General features: G+C 69.8%; 17 protein-coding genes. 13 read left to right on the forward strand and 4 right to left on the reverse strand.

Annotated elements, in window-relative coordinates:
* Window positions 1-18: 18 nt before the first annotated feature.
* The gene (locus AB0L91_RS16705; protein ID WP_355271458.1) at window positions 19-588 is read right to left on the reverse strand and encodes a DUF3558 domain-containing protein; all 570 of its coding nucleotides are present in this window, start codon (window positions 586-588) and stop codon (window positions 19-21) included.
* 775 nt (window positions 589-1,363) lie between these two features.
* Here AB0L91_RS16705 and AB0L91_RS16710 point away from each other — a divergent pair.
* From AB0L91_RS16710 to AB0L91_RS16720, 3 genes are read left to right on the forward strand one after another with little or no spacing between them, the layout of a single operon-like run.
* Window positions 1,364-1,945 carry a YbaB/EbfC family nucleoid-associated protein gene (locus AB0L91_RS16710; RefSeq protein WP_365010800.1) on the forward strand — a complete coding sequence of 194 codons (582 nt, stop codon included), beginning with the start codon at window positions 1,364-1,366 and terminating at the stop codon, window positions 1,943-1,945.
* Window positions 1,933-2,292 (forward strand): hypothetical protein, encoded by a 360-nt coding sequence (locus tag AB0L91_RS16715; RefSeq protein ID WP_365010802.1) that lies wholly within the window; start codon window positions 1,933-1,935, stop codon window positions 2,290-2,292. The genes AB0L91_RS16710 and AB0L91_RS16715 overlap by 13 nt, the downstream gene beginning before the upstream one ends.
* A gap of 2 nt (window positions 2,293-2,294) precedes the next feature.
* Entirely contained in the window at window positions 2,295-3,173 is an 879-nt protein-coding gene (locus tag AB0L91_RS16720; protein ID WP_365010805.1) for a hypothetical protein, read from the forward strand.
* Window positions 3,174-3,220: 47 nt separating this feature from the next.
* Here the strand turns inward: AB0L91_RS16720 and AB0L91_RS16725 are convergent, their stop codons facing one another.
* Window positions 3,221-4,078 carry a dienelactone hydrolase family protein gene (locus tag AB0L91_RS16725; protein WP_365010807.1) on the reverse strand — a complete coding sequence of 286 codons (858 nt, stop codon included), beginning with the start codon at window positions 4,076-4,078 and terminating at the stop codon, window positions 3,221-3,223.
* A gap of 36 nt (window positions 4,079-4,114) precedes the next feature.
* Here AB0L91_RS16725 and glmS point away from each other — a divergent pair, with 36 nt between their 5' ends.
* Window positions 4,115-5,995, forward strand: coding sequence for a glutamine--fructose-6-phosphate transaminase (isomerizing) (gene glmS / locus AB0L91_RS16730; RefSeq protein ID WP_357346553.1), 1,881 nt, complete (start codon window positions 4,115-4,117; stop codon window positions 5,993-5,995).
* A gap of 36 nt (window positions 5,996-6,031) precedes the next feature.
* Here glmS and AB0L91_RS16735 read toward each other — a convergent pair whose 3' ends face one another.
* Window positions 6,032-6,457, reverse strand: a complete 426-nt coding sequence (locus AB0L91_RS16735; RefSeq protein ID WP_355271470.1) for a cupredoxin family copper-binding protein — start codon at window positions 6,455-6,457, stop codon at window positions 6,032-6,034.
* A gap of 69 nt (window positions 6,458-6,526) precedes the next feature.
* Here AB0L91_RS16735 and AB0L91_RS16740 point away from each other — a divergent pair, with 69 nt between their 5' ends.
* The 7 genes from AB0L91_RS16740 (at window position 6,527) to tsaD (ending at window position 13,077) form a co-directional block, all read left to right on the forward strand.
* Window positions 6,527-7,966, forward strand: a complete 1,440-nt coding sequence (locus AB0L91_RS16740; RefSeq protein WP_365010808.1) for an NAD(P)H-hydrate dehydratase — start codon at window positions 6,527-6,529, stop codon at window positions 7,964-7,966.
* 128 nt (window positions 7,967-8,094) lie between these two features.
* Complete coding sequence (gene alr, locus AB0L91_RS16745) at window positions 8,095-9,231, forward strand: alanine racemase (protein ID WP_357346616.1); 1,137 nt, start codon at window positions 8,095-8,097, stop codon at window positions 9,229-9,231.
* Complete coding sequence (locus tag AB0L91_RS16750; protein WP_357346555.1) at window positions 9,228-10,304, forward strand: alpha/beta hydrolase; 1,077 nt, start codon at window positions 9,228-9,230, stop codon at window positions 10,302-10,304. Before alr ends, AB0L91_RS16750 begins: the two co-directional genes overlap by 4 nt.
* Complete coding sequence (tsaE, locus tag AB0L91_RS16755; protein WP_365010811.1) at window positions 10,297-10,752, forward strand: tRNA (adenosine(37)-N6)-threonylcarbamoyltransferase complex ATPase subunit type 1 TsaE; 456 nt, start codon at window positions 10,297-10,299, stop codon at window positions 10,750-10,752. Before AB0L91_RS16750 ends, tsaE begins: the two co-directional genes overlap by 8 nt.
* Window positions 10,753-10,817: 65 nt before the next feature.
* Window positions 10,818-11,510 carry a tRNA (adenosine(37)-N6)-threonylcarbamoyltransferase complex dimerization subunit type 1 TsaB gene (gene tsaB, locus AB0L91_RS16760; protein WP_365010813.1) on the forward strand — a complete coding sequence of 231 codons (693 nt, stop codon included), beginning with the start codon at window positions 10,818-10,820 and terminating at the stop codon, window positions 11,508-11,510.
* A gap of 29 nt (window positions 11,511-11,539) precedes the next feature.
* Window positions 11,540-12,034 (forward strand): ribosomal protein S18-alanine N-acetyltransferase, encoded by a 495-nt coding sequence (gene rimI / locus AB0L91_RS16765; RefSeq protein ID WP_365011321.1) that lies wholly within the window; start codon window positions 11,540-11,542, stop codon window positions 12,032-12,034.
* On the forward strand, window positions 12,031-13,077 hold the full coding sequence (gene tsaD, locus AB0L91_RS16770) for a tRNA (adenosine(37)-N6)-threonylcarbamoyltransferase complex transferase subunit TsaD (protein ID WP_365010815.1): 1,047 nt from the start codon (window positions 12,031-12,033) through the stop codon (window positions 13,075-13,077). The genes rimI and tsaD overlap by 4 nt, the downstream gene beginning before the upstream one ends.
* Window positions 13,078-13,108: 31 nt before the next feature.
* Here the strand turns inward: tsaD and AB0L91_RS16775 are convergent, their stop codons facing one another.
* Window positions 13,109-14,623 carry an Hsp70 family protein gene (locus AB0L91_RS16775; RefSeq protein WP_365010817.1) on the reverse strand — a complete coding sequence of 505 codons (1,515 nt, stop codon included), beginning with the start codon at window positions 14,621-14,623 and terminating at the stop codon, window positions 13,109-13,111.
* Window positions 14,624-14,986: 363 nt separating this feature from the next.
* Between AB0L91_RS16775 and groES the strand changes: the two genes are divergently transcribed.
* Window positions 14,987-15,286, forward strand: a complete 300-nt coding sequence (groES, locus tag AB0L91_RS16780; RefSeq protein ID WP_019045169.1) for a co-chaperone GroES — start codon at window positions 14,987-14,989, stop codon at window positions 15,284-15,286.
* Window positions 15,287-15,369: 83 nt separating this feature from the next.
* Window positions 15,370-16,980 (forward strand): chaperonin GroEL, encoded by a 1,611-nt coding sequence (groL, locus tag AB0L91_RS16785; RefSeq protein WP_357346559.1) that lies wholly within the window; start codon window positions 15,370-15,372, stop codon window positions 16,978-16,980.
* Window positions 16,981-17,000 lie beyond the last annotated feature (20 nt).

The raw sequence follows: 17,000 nt of genomic DNA on the forward strand, positions 1-17,000 counted from the left end.
CTATTCTGGTGCTCATGGTCAGCTGCCTGCTGCAATCGTTGGAGCCAGCTTCTCGGCCATCGATGTTGCAATGTCGCAGGCGTTCCGGTCCTTCGACTTCCGGCGTGATGGCGGATTCGTTATGCTGATCTCCATCCCGCCGCCTTTCATCTCAACATTGATGTTGCAGTTCTCTGCAGGGTTGCGTGCGGGCATCCAGTAGGTGATCGCCGCGCGGCCTGCGATCGTTGACTGGGTTCCAATGACCCACTGAGAACTCGGACTCTCGCGGATCTGCTGCCCGGTAATCGTGGTCACCGCTACGCCTGCCGCGAATCCGTCACTTTGAATCCAACTGCAGCCCAGCCACTTGCGCGCTGTGCCCGGACTGTTCCAGTTGTTGTCCTCGCTGCCCTTCTTCAACTGTTCCGCATCGATCACCGACTGCGGCAGGTTGCATCCATCGAACCCGGTCGGCAGGGGAACATCGGTCGATGTCGGGGCCGCGGTCGCCTGGTCTTCCGGCTTATCGGATCCACACCCGCTCACCGCCAGCATCCCCGCGACAGCCAAGCCCGCAACCAGCCTTGTTCCCCGACTCACCTGCACAGGTCTCTCCTACCGACGCCAGCACCCTGCGGGACTCCCCGCCCGATGGGCCACGACACTACCGGACCGTCCGAGCGGCACGAGGCTGCTCATTCGAGGTCGAACCGCAGTGCGCGTAGATCATCGCAACGGACCCGCTCACATGATGATTGGACGCGGAACCAGCCCTGTCGGTTCCCTGTCGGCACCGCCGATAGTCGATTGTGGTGTAGCGCACATCTGGAGCGGGTGTCGTACCTGCGTCAGCGGGAGTCGCGCCGACGTACCTGCACGACTCGCGGGGTGGCGGAGTCGTCACGTCCTGTCCCCGGGTTCCAGATGTTGCGCGCGAGGTCTGAGATCGTCGGTCGGCCTCCGTCGCTGGGGCGAATCTTGACCAGCCCGAAAACGAGGTCGCCGACACTCGCGCGTACCCATCGCGGTAGTAGGACGGAGTTGACGACGATGACTGTCGCGACAGGCAGAACCACGACCGCCAACAGGATGCCCTCCGGGCTCCGTGGAAGTGCGATCAGGGCAAGACACGAACCGAGAAACGTTGCCAGCCACAAGCATGCATCCACCAGGCTCGCCATGGAAGCGCGCATCGAGCGAGGCGAAGGGTACCTCGGATCTCCCTGCGCACCATGATATTTCGCGACCTGCCTCGGCCCCTGCCCCTGCGCGATGTCGGCGGGGCGGTGCTCGGTCTCACCCGTGTTCATCGCGCCATTCTGGCACGCGGTAGGGTCGCGCTCTCGGGTGGTGAATTTCAGGGTGTGGGGAGGATATTCTCGTGGAAAACAGGTTGGATGAGTCGATCGATCACGCGCGTCGGTTCGCTGAACAGCTCGAGAACACGGCGAAGAAATATGACGAGCTGCAACGCTCGATGGTCGCGCTGGCTGTCACTGCGAGATCGGCGGACGGCGGCGTCGAAGTGACGGTGGACAGCAATGGGGTGCCCAGCGCGATCACACTGGCCGAATCCACTCGGGGAAAGGACCCCGTGGTGGTGTCGGCCGCCATCATGGAATGTATGCGGAGCGCGCAGGCGAAACTTCGCCGCCAGGTCACGGACCTCGTGGGCGACGTGGTCGGGAACGATGCGCCCGCCGTTGACATGATCAGTCGATACGAGCAACGGTTCCCTGACCCGGAGCCGATCGGTACTCCGGGAGTGCATGACCTCGCGGCACCGAATCCCTTTGTGCCGGAACGTGTCTACCAGCCGCCGACTGCGGGATCCTTCTCGCCGCCGCCGCCGCCGCCGCCCGGTCCGAGTCCGAGTCGGAAGCCGAACCGCGACACGGTCGTCGCGCCGGATGAGCCCGACGAGGACGAGCAGTACTACAGCCGGAAGTCGTGGCTGGTCTGATCATGGGGAGTCCTGCTGATTTTTCGATCGATCCGGATGAAGTTCGCGCGCACGCGGCCAAGATGACGAACCTGATGTCGAAGATGACCGCGGCGCTACAAGCCGCCACCTACCTCGGCTCCGCGGATGACGGGTTCGGTGAGATACCTCGGCCGTTCGTCGAATGGATATACGACGACGATCACGAGACGGCGATCGCCGCGATTCGCAAGTTGGCCGAATCGGTGTCGGTTCTGCCCGGCAAGCTCGAGACCGTGGCATCGACGGTCGAAGATGTAGACGGAAAGTTCCGTGCGAGCTTGGATGAATTGAAAGCCGGAATTGATGCTTCGAATGGGGGTCGGTAGCAGTGGTCGGTTTCGATGACCCGAAGGCGCCTGCGAACGGGCTGCTCGCGAGTGGGGTGGACTCCAACCAGGCGTATTACCAGGAGGACGTGGCACTTCTTTACAATGTAGGCCTCAACGGTGACCAGAAGACTGGCACTCCTGGAGTTCTCAAGGGCACGATCGCCGGTGACGCGTGGGATGTGTACGGCAACTTCGCGTCGGGGCAAGCCGATGCGGCCATGCTCGGCATACTCGGACTGGCAGGCAGTGTCATGGAAGTCGCCTACAAGGTGCTGGATCCTTTCGCCTTCATCGGAAGCCAGGTCGCGAAGTGGATCCTCGACCACGTCGAGTTCATGCGCAAAGCCTTGGACGAACTGGCGGGGAACCCGGACATCGTCGAGGCGTATGCAAAGTCTTGGACGAAGATCTCCACCGAGTTGACGGCCGTTGCCGCCGACTGGAAGTCCAGCGTCGAGCAGGATATCGACGATTGGCAGGGTGCTTCCGGCCAGCAGTACCGGGTCAGTGCTTCGAGCCTCATCGATCAAATCGATGCTGCCAGCGGCATCGCGGCCACGATGGGTAAGTCGATGGAATCGGTGTCGAAGGCTGTTGACGTCGTGCGCACCCTGGTGCGCGATGTGCTCGCCAACTTGATCGGCGCGGCGATCGGCTGGACGATCGAATTGATCGCAACGAGCGGTGCGGCAGCCGCGCATGTCATTCCCGCCGCCTTGCGCCGTATCGCACGGGACACCCTTACCGTTTCTGACATGCTGGGCGATCTCAAGAAAGTCTTCACCGACATCAAGACACTGATGGAGCCGATCGGCAAGGTCGGCGCGATTCTGACCGGTGGTTCCGGTCTCAACCAGGAGCAACCGCAGCCAGCGTGACGTCGGACGACGCGAAGTTCGTGCCGCCCGATTCCCGCTGAGCCGGGCTACTTCCGGATCAGTTTGGCGACCGTGCCGAGGGAGAGTTTGGGGGATTCTTCTTCGACTACCGCCGTGGGGTCGACGAGCTTGGTGTGTGGGAGGTCGGCTTCGGGGTCGGTGAAGGGGGCGTAGGTCTTGTCGCCGAGGAGGGTGGACAGGAGGTAGCCGGTGAGGAGGGCTCGGGTGGTCTTCTCGGTTTTGTGTTCGTAGCGGCCCGCGCCGAGGGCGGCGAAGAGGCGGCGGCCCTCGATGATGCCGTTGTGGGAGGCGCCGTCGATGGTGCGCAGGAGGGAGGGGCCCGCCCAGGCGGTGGCGAGGGCGCGGGCGTTGGAGTTGACCGAGTCGAGGTCGGTGGCGCCGGCCAGGATCAGGCCGGGCGTGTCGAGCTCGGGGGCGATGTTCTCCGCGGCGGGTGAGGTGGGGGAGGGGAACAGGGCGGCGACGGCGGCGACGCGGCGTTGGGCGGCCGCGATGACGGCGGCGCCGGCGCCCATGCCGTGGCCGGCCAGGGCGAGGCGGTCGGGGTGGACGCTGATGGTGCCGTCGCCGAGGCGCACCTTGCTGACGATGTCGAGCGTGGTGAGCAGGTCGGTGGCGAGGTCGAGGTGTGACGGGATCGGGCCGCGTTCGGTGTCGGGCGCGGCGACGACGAAGCCCCACGACGCGACGTGCTCGAGCAGGCTCTTGTAGTTCTCGGCGCTGGTCAGCCAGCCGTGCGCGAACGCGACGGCGGGCAGGCCCAGCCCGGATTCGGGGGTGAACACCACACCCGGCTGGCCCGCGATGCCCAGATTTCCGCGCAACACCCGGTGGGGGCCGCGCGCGGACAGGGTGCTCAGGAGCGACTTCACAGACACCGACACGGCGAGAAGGGTATCCGATCAGTAGGGTGGAGAACCATGTGCGGAATCGTGGGCTACGTCGGGTACCGGGACGCGCTCGGCGTTGTCGTCGACGCGTTGCGACGCATGGAGTATCGCGGATACGACTCCGCGGGCGTCGCGATCCTCGACGGAAACGGGTCGATCGCGGTCGAACGCAAGGCGGGCAAGCTGGCCAATCTGGAGGCCGAGCTGGGCGAGGCCGGGGCCGAGCGGTTCGCGGGCACCAGCGGCATGGGGCACACCCGGTGGGCCACGCACGGCGCGCCGACCGACCGCAACGCGCACCCGCACCGGGACGCGTCCGGCAAGCTCGCCGTCGTCCACAACGGCATCATCGAGAACTTCGCGCCGTTGCGCCGCGAGCTGGAGAACGCGGGCATCGAGCTGCTCAGCGACACCGATACCGAGGTCGCGGTGCACCTGGTCGCGCGCGCCTACGCCGAGGGCCCCACCGCGGGCGATTTCAGCGCGAGCGCGCTGGCCGTGCTGCAGCGCCTCGAGGGCGCGTTCACGCTGGTCTTCACCCATGCCGATCACCCGGGCACGATCGTCGCGGCCCGGCAGTCGACGCCGCTGGTGGTCGGGGTCGGCCAGGGCGAGATGTTCATCGCCTCCGATGTCACCGCGTTCATCGAGCACACCCGCGAGGCGGTCGAGCTCGGGCAGAACCAGGCCGTGGTGATCACCGCCGACAGCTACACCGTCACCGACTTCGCGGGTAATACCGAGGGTGTGGTGACCAGGCCGTTCACCATCGACTGGGATCTCGCCGCCGCCGAGAAGGGCGGCCACGACTACTTCATGCTCAAGGAGATCGAGGAGCAGCCGACCGCGGTCGCCGACACCCTGATCGGGCATTTCGTCGTCGACGAGAACGGCGGCCGGATCGTCCTGGACGAGCAGCGCCTCGCCGATCAGGAACTGCGCGAGTTCGACAAGGTGTTCGTCGTCGCGTGCGGCAGCTCCTACCACGCGGGCCTGCTCGCCAAGTACGCGATCGAGCACTGGACCCGGGTGCCGGTGGAGGTCGAGCTGGCCAGCGAGTTCCGCTACCGCGACCCGGTGCTCGACCGGTCGACGCTGGTGGTGGCCATCTCGCAGTCCGGCGAGACGGCCGACACGCTCGAGGCGGTGCGCCACGCCAAGGAGCAGAAGGCGCGCGTGCTCGCCATCTGCAACACCAACGGCGCGCAGATCCCGCGCGAGTCGGACGCGGTCATCTACACCAGGACCGGGCCGGAGATCGGCGTCGCCTCGACCAAGGCGTTCCTGGCGCAGGTGGCGGCCAACTACCTGGTCGGGCTGGCGCTGGCGCAGGCGCGCGGGGTCAAGTACCCCGACGAGGTCGCGCGGGAGTTCGCCGAGCTGGAAGCCATGCCGAAGCTGATCGCGCGGGTGCTGGAGACCGGTACGCAGGTGCGGGCCATCGCGCGCGAGCTGGCGCACGTGCCGACGGTGCTGTTCCTCGGCCGCCACGTCGGGTATCCGGTGGCGCTGGAGGGCGCGCTCAAGCTCAAGGAACTCGCCTACATGCACGCCGAGGGCTTCGCCGCCGGTGAACTCAAGCACGGGCCGATCGCGCTGATCGAGGACGGGCTGCCGGTCATCGTGGTGATGCCGTCGCCCAAGGGCCGTCCGGTGCTGCACTCGAAGCTGCTCAGCAATATCCGGGAGATCCAGGCGCGCGGCGCGCGGACCATCGTGATCGCCGAGGAGGGCGACGACACGGTGCGGCCCTTCGCCGACGATCTGATCGAGATCCCGGCCGCGCCGACGCTGTACCAGCCGCTGCTGTCGACGGTGCCGCTGCAGATCTTCGCCGCCGAGGTGGCGCAGGCGCGTGGCTACGACGTGGACAAGCCGCGCAACCTGGCCAAGTCGGTCACCGTCGAATAGCGGGTGCGCGGCCGGTCGCGGGACCGGCCGCCCCGATCACTGGACGGTGATGGTGCCGCGCATGTCCGGGTGCAGGCTGCACAGGTAGCGGTAGGTGCCGGGCTGGGTGAAGGTGTAGGACCATTCGCCCTTGTCGATGATCGGGCTGTTGATGCCCATCGCCTTGTCGCCGATGCCCTGCACGTTGTGCGGGGCCTTGTCGGAGAACTTCCAGGTGACGGTCTCGCCGACCTTGATGGTGGCGTCGGCGGGGGAGTACTTCATCCCGGAGACGTCGACCGTGAGGTTGGTCGGCTTGTGCTCGGTCTGGCTGGTCGTGGTGGTGACCGGACGCGGCTTGCGGGTGGTGGTGGAGGCGGCGTCCCCGGAGTCGCCGGAGCAACCGGCGATCAGCAGGGCGGCGGCCACGACGAATCCGGCGACAACCCGGGTGGATGCGGCGCGGTGACGAACCATCGACATGGGTCTGGAGCGTAGTCTGCGAACGATCGCGGACCTGTCGTGGGCCGCGCGGGCGGCCGGGAGGCGACGATGACGGATCGGCGTGGCTACTTCACCGCCGACCAGGTCAGGGCGGCCGAGGCGGAGCTGTTCACCCGGGTGCCCGCGGGAATGCCGATGCGCCGGGCCGCGTACGGCCTGGCCAATGTGGTGGCCGACGAATTGCGTTCGGGGACCGGCGCAGTCGCGGGCCGGGCGGTCGGGCTGCTGGTCGGCTCGGGCGACAACGGCGGCGACGCGCTGTGGGCCGGGTCGATGCTGGCGCGGCGCGGGGTGGCGGTGCGCGCGGTGCTGCTGAGTCCCGAACGCGCGCATCCGGACGGGCTCGCGGCGCTGCGGAAGGCGGGCGGCCGGGTGGTCGACCGGCTCGACGCGGTGGATCTGGTGATCGACGGGATCGTGGGGATCTCCGGGCGGGGACCGCTGCGCCCGGCGGCCGCGGAGCTCGTTGCGGCCGTGGACGTTCCGATCATCGCGGCCGACCTGCCCAGCGGGGTCGACGTGGATACCGGCGCGGTCACCGGGCCCGCGGTCCGGGCCGAGGTGACGGTGGCGTTCGGGGCCTACAAGCCGGTGCACGCGCTGGCCGCGCCGTGGTGCGGGCGAATCGTGCTGGTGCCGATCGGTTTACGGCTGCCCGAACCCGGCCTCGCGCAGCTGGCGGCCGCGGCGATCGGCGCGGACTGGCCGGTGCCCGGCGCGGCGGACGACAAATACAGCCAGGGCGTGGTCGGGGTGTGCGCGGGCAGCGCGAAGTATCCGGGGGCCGGCGTGCTGAGTACCGGCGCGGCGGTGGCGGCGACCTCGGGCCTGGTGCGCTACGTCGGCGACGACACCGAGGTGCTGGCGACGTATCCCGAAGTCGTCGCCAGTCACACGATCTCGGGTGCCGGGCGGGTCCAGGCCTGGGTGTTCGGTCCCGGCGCCGGCACCGATGCCGCGGCCAGGGACCGGCTCGCGCAGGTGCTGGCCACCGAGCTGCCGGTGCTCGTCGACGCCGATGGACTCACCCTGCTCGCCGCCGAACCCGGCCTGGTCCTCGGCCGCACCGCGCCGACCGTGCTGACGCCGCACGCGGGCGAGTTCGCCCGGCTCACCGGCGCCGAGCCCGGTCCGGATCGGGTGGAGGCGGTCCGCGCGCTCGCCGACGAGTGGCAGGTGACCGTGCTGCTGAAGGGGCGCGCGACGATCATCGCCGCGCCCGGCGAGCCGACGCTGGTCAGCGACGCGGGTGGGTCCTGGGCCGCGACGGCGGGCTCGGGCGACGTCCTGTCCGGGCTGCTCGGCGCGCTGCTCGCGGCGGGTCGCCCGCCCGCGTTGGCGGCCGCCGCGGCCGCGCGCGTGCACGCCCTGGCCGCCAACCTGGCCGCCTATGACGGCGAACCGGCGGCCGCGCCGATCTCCGCGTCGCCGCTGCTGCGGCATATCCGTCCCGCCATTCGTGTCCTGCGGGAGCTCGCCGGCGAATGAGGGCGGGGCCGCCCGCGACGGTGGTGCCGAGGCGGGCGAGATCGCGGCGACCGCTGTCGCGGGACCATCGCCTTCCCAGGACGGGCCGCGCGGGGGCAGGTTCCGCGAATCCGGCGGGTCCTGGCAGGATCGAAGCCGTGAATGCGCAAGTGGAGACTGTCATCGACCTGGATGCCATCGCCCACAACGTGCGTGTGCTGCGCGAGTTCGCGCAGGGCGCCGGGGTGATGGCGGTGGTCAAGGCCGACGGCTACAACCACGGCGCGGTCGAGGTCGGGCGCACGGCGCTGGCGGCGGGGGCCACCGAGCTGGGGGTCACCACGGTCGCCGAGGCGCTGGCCTTGCGCGCCGCCGGGATCACCGCGCCGATCCTGTGCTGGCTCAACACCATCGACGCCGACTTCGGCGCCGCGATCGCGGCCGATGTCGAGATCGGGGTGTCCTCGCTCACGCAGCTGCGGGCGGTCGAGCGGGCGGCGCGCGCGAGCGGCCGGACCGCCGTCGTGACACTCAAGGTCGACACCGGGCTGAACCGCAACGGGGTGTCGGTCACCGAATATCCGCAGGTCCTGCGGGCCCTGCGCGCCCTCGTCGACGAGCGGGTCGTCCGGTTCCGGGCGATCTTCTCCCACCTCGCGCACTCCGACGAACCCGAGCATCCGATGCTCGACCGGCAGCGGGAACGCTTCGTCGAGGCGATCGCGCAGGCCAAGGAACAGGGCCTCGAGCCCGAGCAGGTGCACCTGGCGAATTCCGCGGCCACGCTGACCCGCCCCGACCTGCACTTCGACCTGGTGCGTCCGGGCATCGCGGTGTACGGGCTGTCGCCGATCCCGGAGCTCGGTGACTTCGGGCTGCGGCCCGCGATGACGCTGCAGGCCGAGGTCACCCTGGTGAAACGGGTGGCCGCGGGGGAGGGCGTGTCCTACGGGCACCGCTGGATCGCGCCGCGCGACACCACCGTCGCACTGGTGCCCGCGGGCTACGCCGACGGTGTATTCCGCTCGCTGAGTGGGCGTTTCGAGGTGTGGCTGGGCGGGTCCCGGCACCGTAATGTCGGGCGCGTGTGCATGGACCAATTCATGGTCGACCTCGGCGACAACCCGGGCGGCGTGCGGGAGGGCGACCGGGCGGTGCTGTTCGGCGGCGGCGCCGGGCACCCGCACGCGCTCGACTGGGCCAGGCTGCTCGACACCATCGACTACGAGGTGGTCTGCTCGCCGCGCGGCCGGGCCGTACGCCGCTACGTGGGGACCGGCCGATGACGCGGGGCAAGGTGATCCTGCGCGGCGGCCTGGCGACCGCGAGCCTGCTCGGCGCGCTCGCCGTCGCGCACACGCTGCGCCGGATCGGCGCGCGGGTGCGCTGGCCCGCCGAACGGGACGAGTACCGCGACGAGAACTTCGCCCTGATCGACGAGGACGAGCCGGGCATGGTGATCGCCGACGACGGTGTGTCGCTGGCCACCCGGACCTACGGTGACGAGTCCGCCGAGGTGACCGTCGTCTTCGTGCACGGGTTCTGCAACAGCATGGAGTCCTTCCACTTCCAGCGCCGCGACCTCGCCCGCGAATGGGGCCCGCGGGTCCGGCTGGTCTTCTTCGACCAGCGCGGGCACGGCCGCTCCGGCACGCCGAGCACCGAGAGCTGCACCGTCGCGCAGCTCGGCCACGATGTCGCCGCCGTGGTGCGCGAGTGCGCGCCGACCGGGCCGGTGGTGCTGGTCGGGCACTCGCTCGGCGGGATGGCCGTGCTCGCGGCGGCGGCGCAGTTCCCCGAACTCTTCGCGGCGCGGGTGCGCGCGGTCGGCCTGTTCTGCACCGCCGCGGCCGAGGTGACCGCGACCGGGCTGCCGCAGCTGCTGCGGCATCCGGCGATCGACGGGTTCCGGATGGCGGTGCGCACCGCGCCCGCCGTCGTCCAGGTGAGCCGGACCGCGAGCAAGCAGCTGGTGACGCCGATCCTGCATGTCAGCTCGTTCCACGGGCCGGTGAGCCCGACGCTGTCGCGCTTCACCACCATGATGATCGACCGCACGCCCGTGGCGACCATCGAGAAGTTCCTGAAAGCGATTGAGCTGCACGACGAGTCGGCGGCGCTGCCGGTGCTGGCCGACCTGCCGGTGCTCGTCCTCGGCGGCGCGCACGACATGGTGATCCCGTTCCGCAACTCGCGCGCGCTGGCCGCGGCCCTGCCGGGCAGCGAGCTGGTGCGGATGGGCGCGGCCGCGCACATGCCGCACCTGCAGTACCCCGAGGTGACGCTGGACGCACTGGACCGGCTGCTGGCCGCCGCCGGCTTCGGCGGCGCGCGGGGCGGGGAGGCCGTCGGTGGCTGACCCACAGCAGCGTGTCCTCGTTACGGTCGAGGACACCGAAGCGTTCGGCCGGGAGCTGGCCGCGACCCTGCGCGCCGGTGACCTGGTGGTCCTCGACGGTCCGCTCGGCGCCGGGAAAACGGCGCTGACCAGGGGGATCGCGGCCGGTCTCGGTGTCGCGGGCCGGGTCAGCTCGCCGACCTTCATCATCGCGCGGGCGCACAAGGCCGGGCAGCGGCCCGACGGCACGCCCGGTGTCGCGCTGGTGCACGTGGACGCCTACCGGCTCGCGGGCGACCTGGACGAACTCGACGCCCTCGACCTCGACACCGACCTGCACCACGCCGTCGTGGTGGTGGAGTGGGGCAAGGGTGTCGTGGAACACCTCACCGAACGGCACCTGCGGGTGCAACTCGCCCGGGAACCGGAATCCGATGTGCGCACGGCCATCTGGGAGTGGATCGAATAACCCGTGGACCGGCGGGCACCGGTGCGCGCCGGGCGCGAAAACCACCCGGTATTGTTGAGACAATCATGCTCGTACTAGCAGTCGACACCGCGACACCCGCCGTTACAGCGGGATTGGTGCATCTGTCACCTGCCGCCGACGCGGACACCCGGCCCGCCGTGGCGACGCTCGCTGCCCGCGTCAAGGTCGACGCGCGCGCCCACGCCGAAGTGCTCACCCCGCAGATCCTGGAATGCCTCACCGAGGCCGGAGTGCGCCGTGACCAGCTCGACGCCCTCGTCGTCGGGGTCGGGCCAGGCCCGTTCACCGGTCTCCGGGTCGGGATGGCCACCGCCGCCGCCTTCGGCGACGCGCTGGGTCTGCCCGTGTACGGGGTGTGCAGTCTCGACGCCATCGCCGCCGAGGCCGCGGGTGAGCAACGCGACAGCGGCGAACTGCTGGTGGTGACCGACGCGCGCAGGCGCGAGGTGTACTGGGCCCGCTACCTGAACGGGGCGCGCAGCGCCGGACCCGAGGTGTGCAAGCCCGCCGAGGTGCCGCTCGGTGACGCCGTCGCGATCGCGGGTTCGGCCGCCCACGTCGACTACTTCGATCTGCCGGTGCTGCCCAGCGAGACGCCCTCGCCCGCCGGGCTGGTGGCCGTCGCCGCGCCCGAGTTGCTGGCCGGTACCGCGCCCGAGCCGCTGGTCCCGCTGTACCTGCGTAGGCCCGACGCCGTCGAGAACAGCTTCCGCACCCTCGACCGGACCGGGGCGTGAACGCCGTGTCCGACTACCGGATCGAACCGATGACGGTGCACGACATCGACCGCTGCGTCGAGCTCGAGCACCTGCTGTTCCCCGAGGACGACCCCTGGCAGGCGGTGTCGTTCCGCTCCGAGCTGGCGGGCGCGCACAACCGCTACATCACCGCCCGCGACGTGAACGGCGCGATGGTCGGCTACGCGGGCATCGCGCTGCTCGGTGACGCCGAACATCCCGAGGCCGAGGTGCACACCATCGGCGTCGATCCGGACTGTCATCGCGGCGGTATCGGCACCCTGCTGCTGGAGGCGCTGCTGGCCACCGCCGCCGAACGCGGCGGGCCGGTGTTCCTCGAGGTCCGCACCGACAACGCGCCCGCGATCGCGCTCTACGCCAAGCACGGTTTCCACATCATCGGGCTGCGCAAGAACTACTACCACCCCAGCGGCGCCGACGCGTACACCATGCGGCGGCCCGAACTCACCGTGGCGGCCGACGAATGGGCCGCGCGCGGCAGGCAGGACGAGGTGCTGTCGTGATCGTCATGGGCATCGAAAGCTCGTGCGACGAAACGGGAGTCGGCATTGTCCGGCGGCACCCGGATGGTTCGCTGGAACTGCTCGCCGACGAGGTGGCCTCCAGCGTCGACCAGCACGCGCGCTTCGGCGGCGTTGTCCCCGAGATCGCCTCGCGCGCGCATCTCGAGGCGATCGTGCCCGCCATGCGCCGGGCGCTGGCCGCGGCCGGGATCAGCAAGCCCGACGCGCTCGCCGTCACCATCGGACCCGGCCTCGCCGGTGCGCTGCTGGTCGGCGTCGCGGCGGCCAAGGCCTACGCGGCCGCCTGGGATGTGCCGTTCTACGCGCTCAACCACCTCGGTGGGCACGTCGCGGTGGACACGCTCGAGCACGGTCCGCTGCCGCCCGCGGTGGCGCTGCTCGTCTCCGGCGGGCACACCCACCTGTTGCAGGTCACCGATCTGGGCTCGCCCATCACCGAACTCGGCAGCACCGTCGACGACGCCGCGGGCGAGGCCTTCGACAAGGTCGCCCGGCTGCTCGGCCTCGGCTACCCCGGCGGTCCCTACCTGGACGCTGCCGCCAGGGACGGAGATCCGCGCGCGATCGCGTTCCCGCGCGGCATGACCGGTCCGCGCGACGCGCGCTACGACTTCTCCTTCTCCGGCCTCAAGACCGCGGTCGCCCGCTATGTCGAGGCCGCGCAGCGCCAGGGCATCGGCCCCGATCAGCTGCCGATCCCCGACATCGCCGCGTCCTTCCAGGAGGCGGTGGCCGATGTGCTGACGATGAAGGCCGTGCGCGCCGCGACCGATATCGGCGTCGACACGATCGTGCTCGGCGGCGGCGCCACCGCGAATTCGCGGATCCGCTCGCTGGCCGAGGAGCGCTGCGCGGCAGCGGGATTGACCCTGCGAGTGCCCAAGCCACGGCTGTGCACCGACAACGGGGTGATGATCGCGGCGCTCGGCGCGCATGTGATCGCGGCGGGCGCGCAGCCCGCGGAATTGACGGTCGCCACGGATCCGGGTCTGCCGGTGTCGGTGAGCGCTCTGCGCGGTTGAATCGCCGATAGGACCGCGGGTCCTGTCCCGGCTAGTCGATGAGCTGGAGCGGTGCTTCGCTCGGCGTGCTCGCGGCCGGCGGGATCGGCAGCAGGCTCTGGGCGGGCCGCTGCTGGCTCGGTGAGGTGTTCGGGGTGGACGGCCGCTGCTGCTGCCTGCCGCCCGAGGACCCGCTGTCGATCGGGCCGAGCGGGGACTCGGGGTAGGGGATCTGCGGCAGGTTCGGATCGGGCCGCAGGGTCGGCGCCGTGGTCGACGGCGCGACCTGCCCCGGCGTCGGCGGTGGGGGCGGCGCGATCAGCGGTGTGGTCGTCGTCGGGACCTGGGTGGTCGGCACCTCGGTGGTGGGCGGCGCGTTGGTGACGCCGGTGCGGTCGGTGCTCTCGCGATTGGCTGGTGTCGGTGCCTGCTGCGGCACCACGGGTAACGGTGGCTGCCGCACGGTGCTGCTGGTGCCCGCCGGGGTGACATCGGCGGGGTCGGGCGAGACCGCCTGCACGCCGTAGCCGATCACCAGGCCGACCACCACGACCGCGCCGGCCAGCGTCCCGGCGACCTTGGTGAAGGTGCTGTTCGGGGCGTCGCCCAGCGCGGCCACCTGCAGGGCCGACGGTGCCGCCGCGTCGGCGACCAGCGCGGCGCCCTTGGCGATCACGGCTTCCGGATCGGGCACGGTGATGACGGGCACGTCCAGTCTGCCGTGCAGTGTCTCGACGACGGCGGGGATGTTGGCGCACCCGCCGATCACCGCGACCGCCTCCGGGTACTTCGGTGCCCTGGTGAAGACCGACGCGGTGAACAGCGCGATATTGCGCAGCAGCCCGCCGATCAGCTCCTCGAAGTCGGAGCGGGTGAGCTTGAGCGGCTGCCCGGCCACGTGGTCGATGGTGACCGCCGGCGCGATCGACAGGTGCTCCTTGGCCGCCCGGCCCCGATTGGTCAGGGTGCCGCGGTTGGGCCTGGTGCCCCGGCGGGCGTAGTGCAGGTCGACGAGGTGGTGGTAGATCAGCTCGTCGATGGCGTTGCCGCTGAGCGTCGGGGTGCGCTCGGTGTGCAGGATCGTGCCGTCGGCGTAGTCGACGACGGTGACGGTGAGCCCGGTGGCGCCGAGGTCGACCACCGCGACGGTGGCGTAGCGGTCGAGCAGGCCGGTGTCGCGTAAGTAGGTCATCGCGGCGGTGCCCTCGGGCACCAGCCGCAGATCGCGGTGCCGGGTGGTGGCGGCCCGAATGGCCTGGGCCTGTTCCTTGTTCCGGAAGGCGACAGCGACACTGGTCGGTGGGCGCGAACGGGCGGGCTCGTCCCGGCGGTGTGCGCCGGAGGAGTAGCGCCCGAGCGGTTCGCCCGCCATGGCGGCGCCCTGGGTGACGGGCAGCTGGGTGGTCATCAGCTCGATCGAGGACGACACGAGATCGCCGAGATCGGAGTGGGCCGCGTCGGCCGAGACGACGCGGTAGTCGAAGCTCTGCTCACCGGCGGGACCGGTGGCGACCAGCGCTGAGCACACCACCTCGTTTCCGGCGGAAATGCCGAGGGATGTTCGCATGTTCACCTCCCTTCGAGCGTGGATGGTTCTGTGATGCCGACCATCTCGAATGGAACGCTATACATATCCTTTCACAGCCTGTTATGCGAACGTTACAGATTGTGGCAAGCGATGTGAAGATCACTGGCGAGTGTGGGCGTGTCGAAAATGCGACATTGGCAGAACCCGGCCTTGAGCGCTGGCACTCTCGCGTATAGAGTGCTAGTCGGCACTGTGTAGCTGTGCTTGTGCCAGTCGACTACTGGGCAGGGGTCCCGGCACCCGCGACGACGGGGCGAACGCGCAGAGTCGCAAGCTGACCGAAACCCGGTCCGGGACAACAGTTCCGGACGACCGAATTCCCCTGAAAGTGGAGGGCTCAACGTGGCGAGCGTGAACATCAAGCCGCTCGAGGACAAGATCCTCGTCCAGGCCAACGAGGCCGAGACGACGACGGCCTCCGGCCTGGTCATCCCGGACACGGCCAAGGAGAAGCCGCAGGAGGGCACCGTCATCGCCGTCGGCGAGGGCCGGATCACCGAGAAGGGTGACCGCATCCCCGTCGACGTCAAGGAAGGCGACGTCGTCATCTACAGCAAGTACGGCGGCACCGAGATCAAGTACCAGGGTGGGGAGTACCTCATCCTGTCGGCGCGCGACATCCTGGCCGTCGTCACCAAGTAGGCCAACGCCGCATACGCGTTCCGCCCCGGCGTCGTCTCGCGACCCGGGGCGGATTGCGTTCTCACACAGGAGCTGAATCCTCTATGGCAAAGCAGATCGAGTTCGACGAGAAGGCTCGCCGGGCTCTGGAACGCGGTGTCGACAAGCTCGCCGACGCCGTCAAGGTGACCCTCGGTCCCCGTGGCCGCCACGTCGTGCTGGCGAAGGCCTTCGGTGGCCCGACCGTGACCAACGACGGTGTCACCATCGCGCGTGACATCGATCTCGAGGACCCCTTCGAGAACCTCGGCGCCCAGCTCGTCAAGAGCGTCGCCACCAAGACCAACGACGTCGCCGGCGACGGCACCACCACCGCGACCGTGCTGGCCCAGGCCTTCGTGCGCGCCGGCCTGAAGAACGTCGCCGCCGGCGCCAACCCGATCTCCCTCGGCCAGGGCATCGCGCTGGCCGCCGACAAGGTGTCGGAGGTGCTGCTCGCCGCGTCGACCCCGGTCTCCGGTGAGCAGGCCATCGCCCAGGTCGCCACCGTCTCCTCGCGCGACGAGGAGATCGGCGAGATGGTCGGCAAGGCGCTGACCACCGTCGGCAAGGACGGCGTCGTCACCGTCGAGGAGTCCTCGACCACGCAGACCGAACTCGTCATCACCGAGGGTGTGCAGTTCGACAAGGGCTACCTCTCGCCCTACTTCGTGACCGACCCCGAGACCCAGCAGGCCGTGCTGGAGGACACCTACGTCCTGCTGCACCGCGACAAGATCAGCTCGCTGCCCGACCTGCTGCCGGTGCTCGAGAAGATCGCCGAGTCCGGCAAGTCCGTGCTGATCATCGCCGAGGACATCGAGGGCGAGGCCCTGTCCACCCTGGTGGTCAACTCGATCCGCAAGACCCTCAAGGCCGTCGCGGTCAAGGCGCCGTTCTTCGGTGACCGCCGCAAGGCGTTCCTCGACGACCTGGCCGTCGTCACCGGTGGCACCGTGATCAACCCCGATCTCGGCGTCACCCTGCGCGAGGCCACCATCGAGCAGCTGGGTCAGGCGCGTCGCATCGTCGTCACCAAGGACGAGACCGTCCTGATCGACGGCGCCGGCACCGAGGCCGACGTCGCCGCCCGCAGCGCGCAGCTGCGCCGCGAGATCGAGGCCACCGATTCCGACTGGGATCGGGAGAAGCTCGAGGAGCGGCTGGCGAAGCTGGCCGGCGGCGTCGCGGTGATCCGCGTCGGCGCGGCCACCGAGACCGCGCTCAAGGAGCGCAAGTACCGCGTCGACGACGCGGTCGCGGCGGCCAAGGCCGCGGTCGAGGAGGGCATCGTCCCCGGCGGCGGCACCGCGCTGGTGCAGGCCGCGACCGCGCTGGTCGAGCTGCGCGACTCGCTGACCGGTGATCAGGCCGTCGGCGTCGAGGTCGTCCGCAAGGGCCTCGAGGCGCCGCTGTTCTGGATCGCCACCAACGCCGGCGTCGACGGCGCCGTCGTCGTCAGCAAGGTCGCCGACGGCAAGGAGGGCTTCAACGCCGCCACCCTCGCCTACGGTGATCTGCTCACCGACGGTGTCGTCGATCCGGTCAAGGTGACCCGCTCCGCCGTGGTGAACGCCGCCTCGGTCGCGCGGATGATCCTGACCACCGAGAGCGCCATCGTGGACAAGCCGGTCGAGGAGGCCGACGACCACGGGCATCACGGTCACGCGCACTGAGCGACACAATGACGAAGGCC

Source organism: Nocardia sp. NPDC051833, from assembly GCF_040681225.1.
Taxonomy (GTDB): Bacteria; Actinomycetota; Actinomycetes; order Mycobacteriales; family Mycobacteriaceae; genus Nocardia.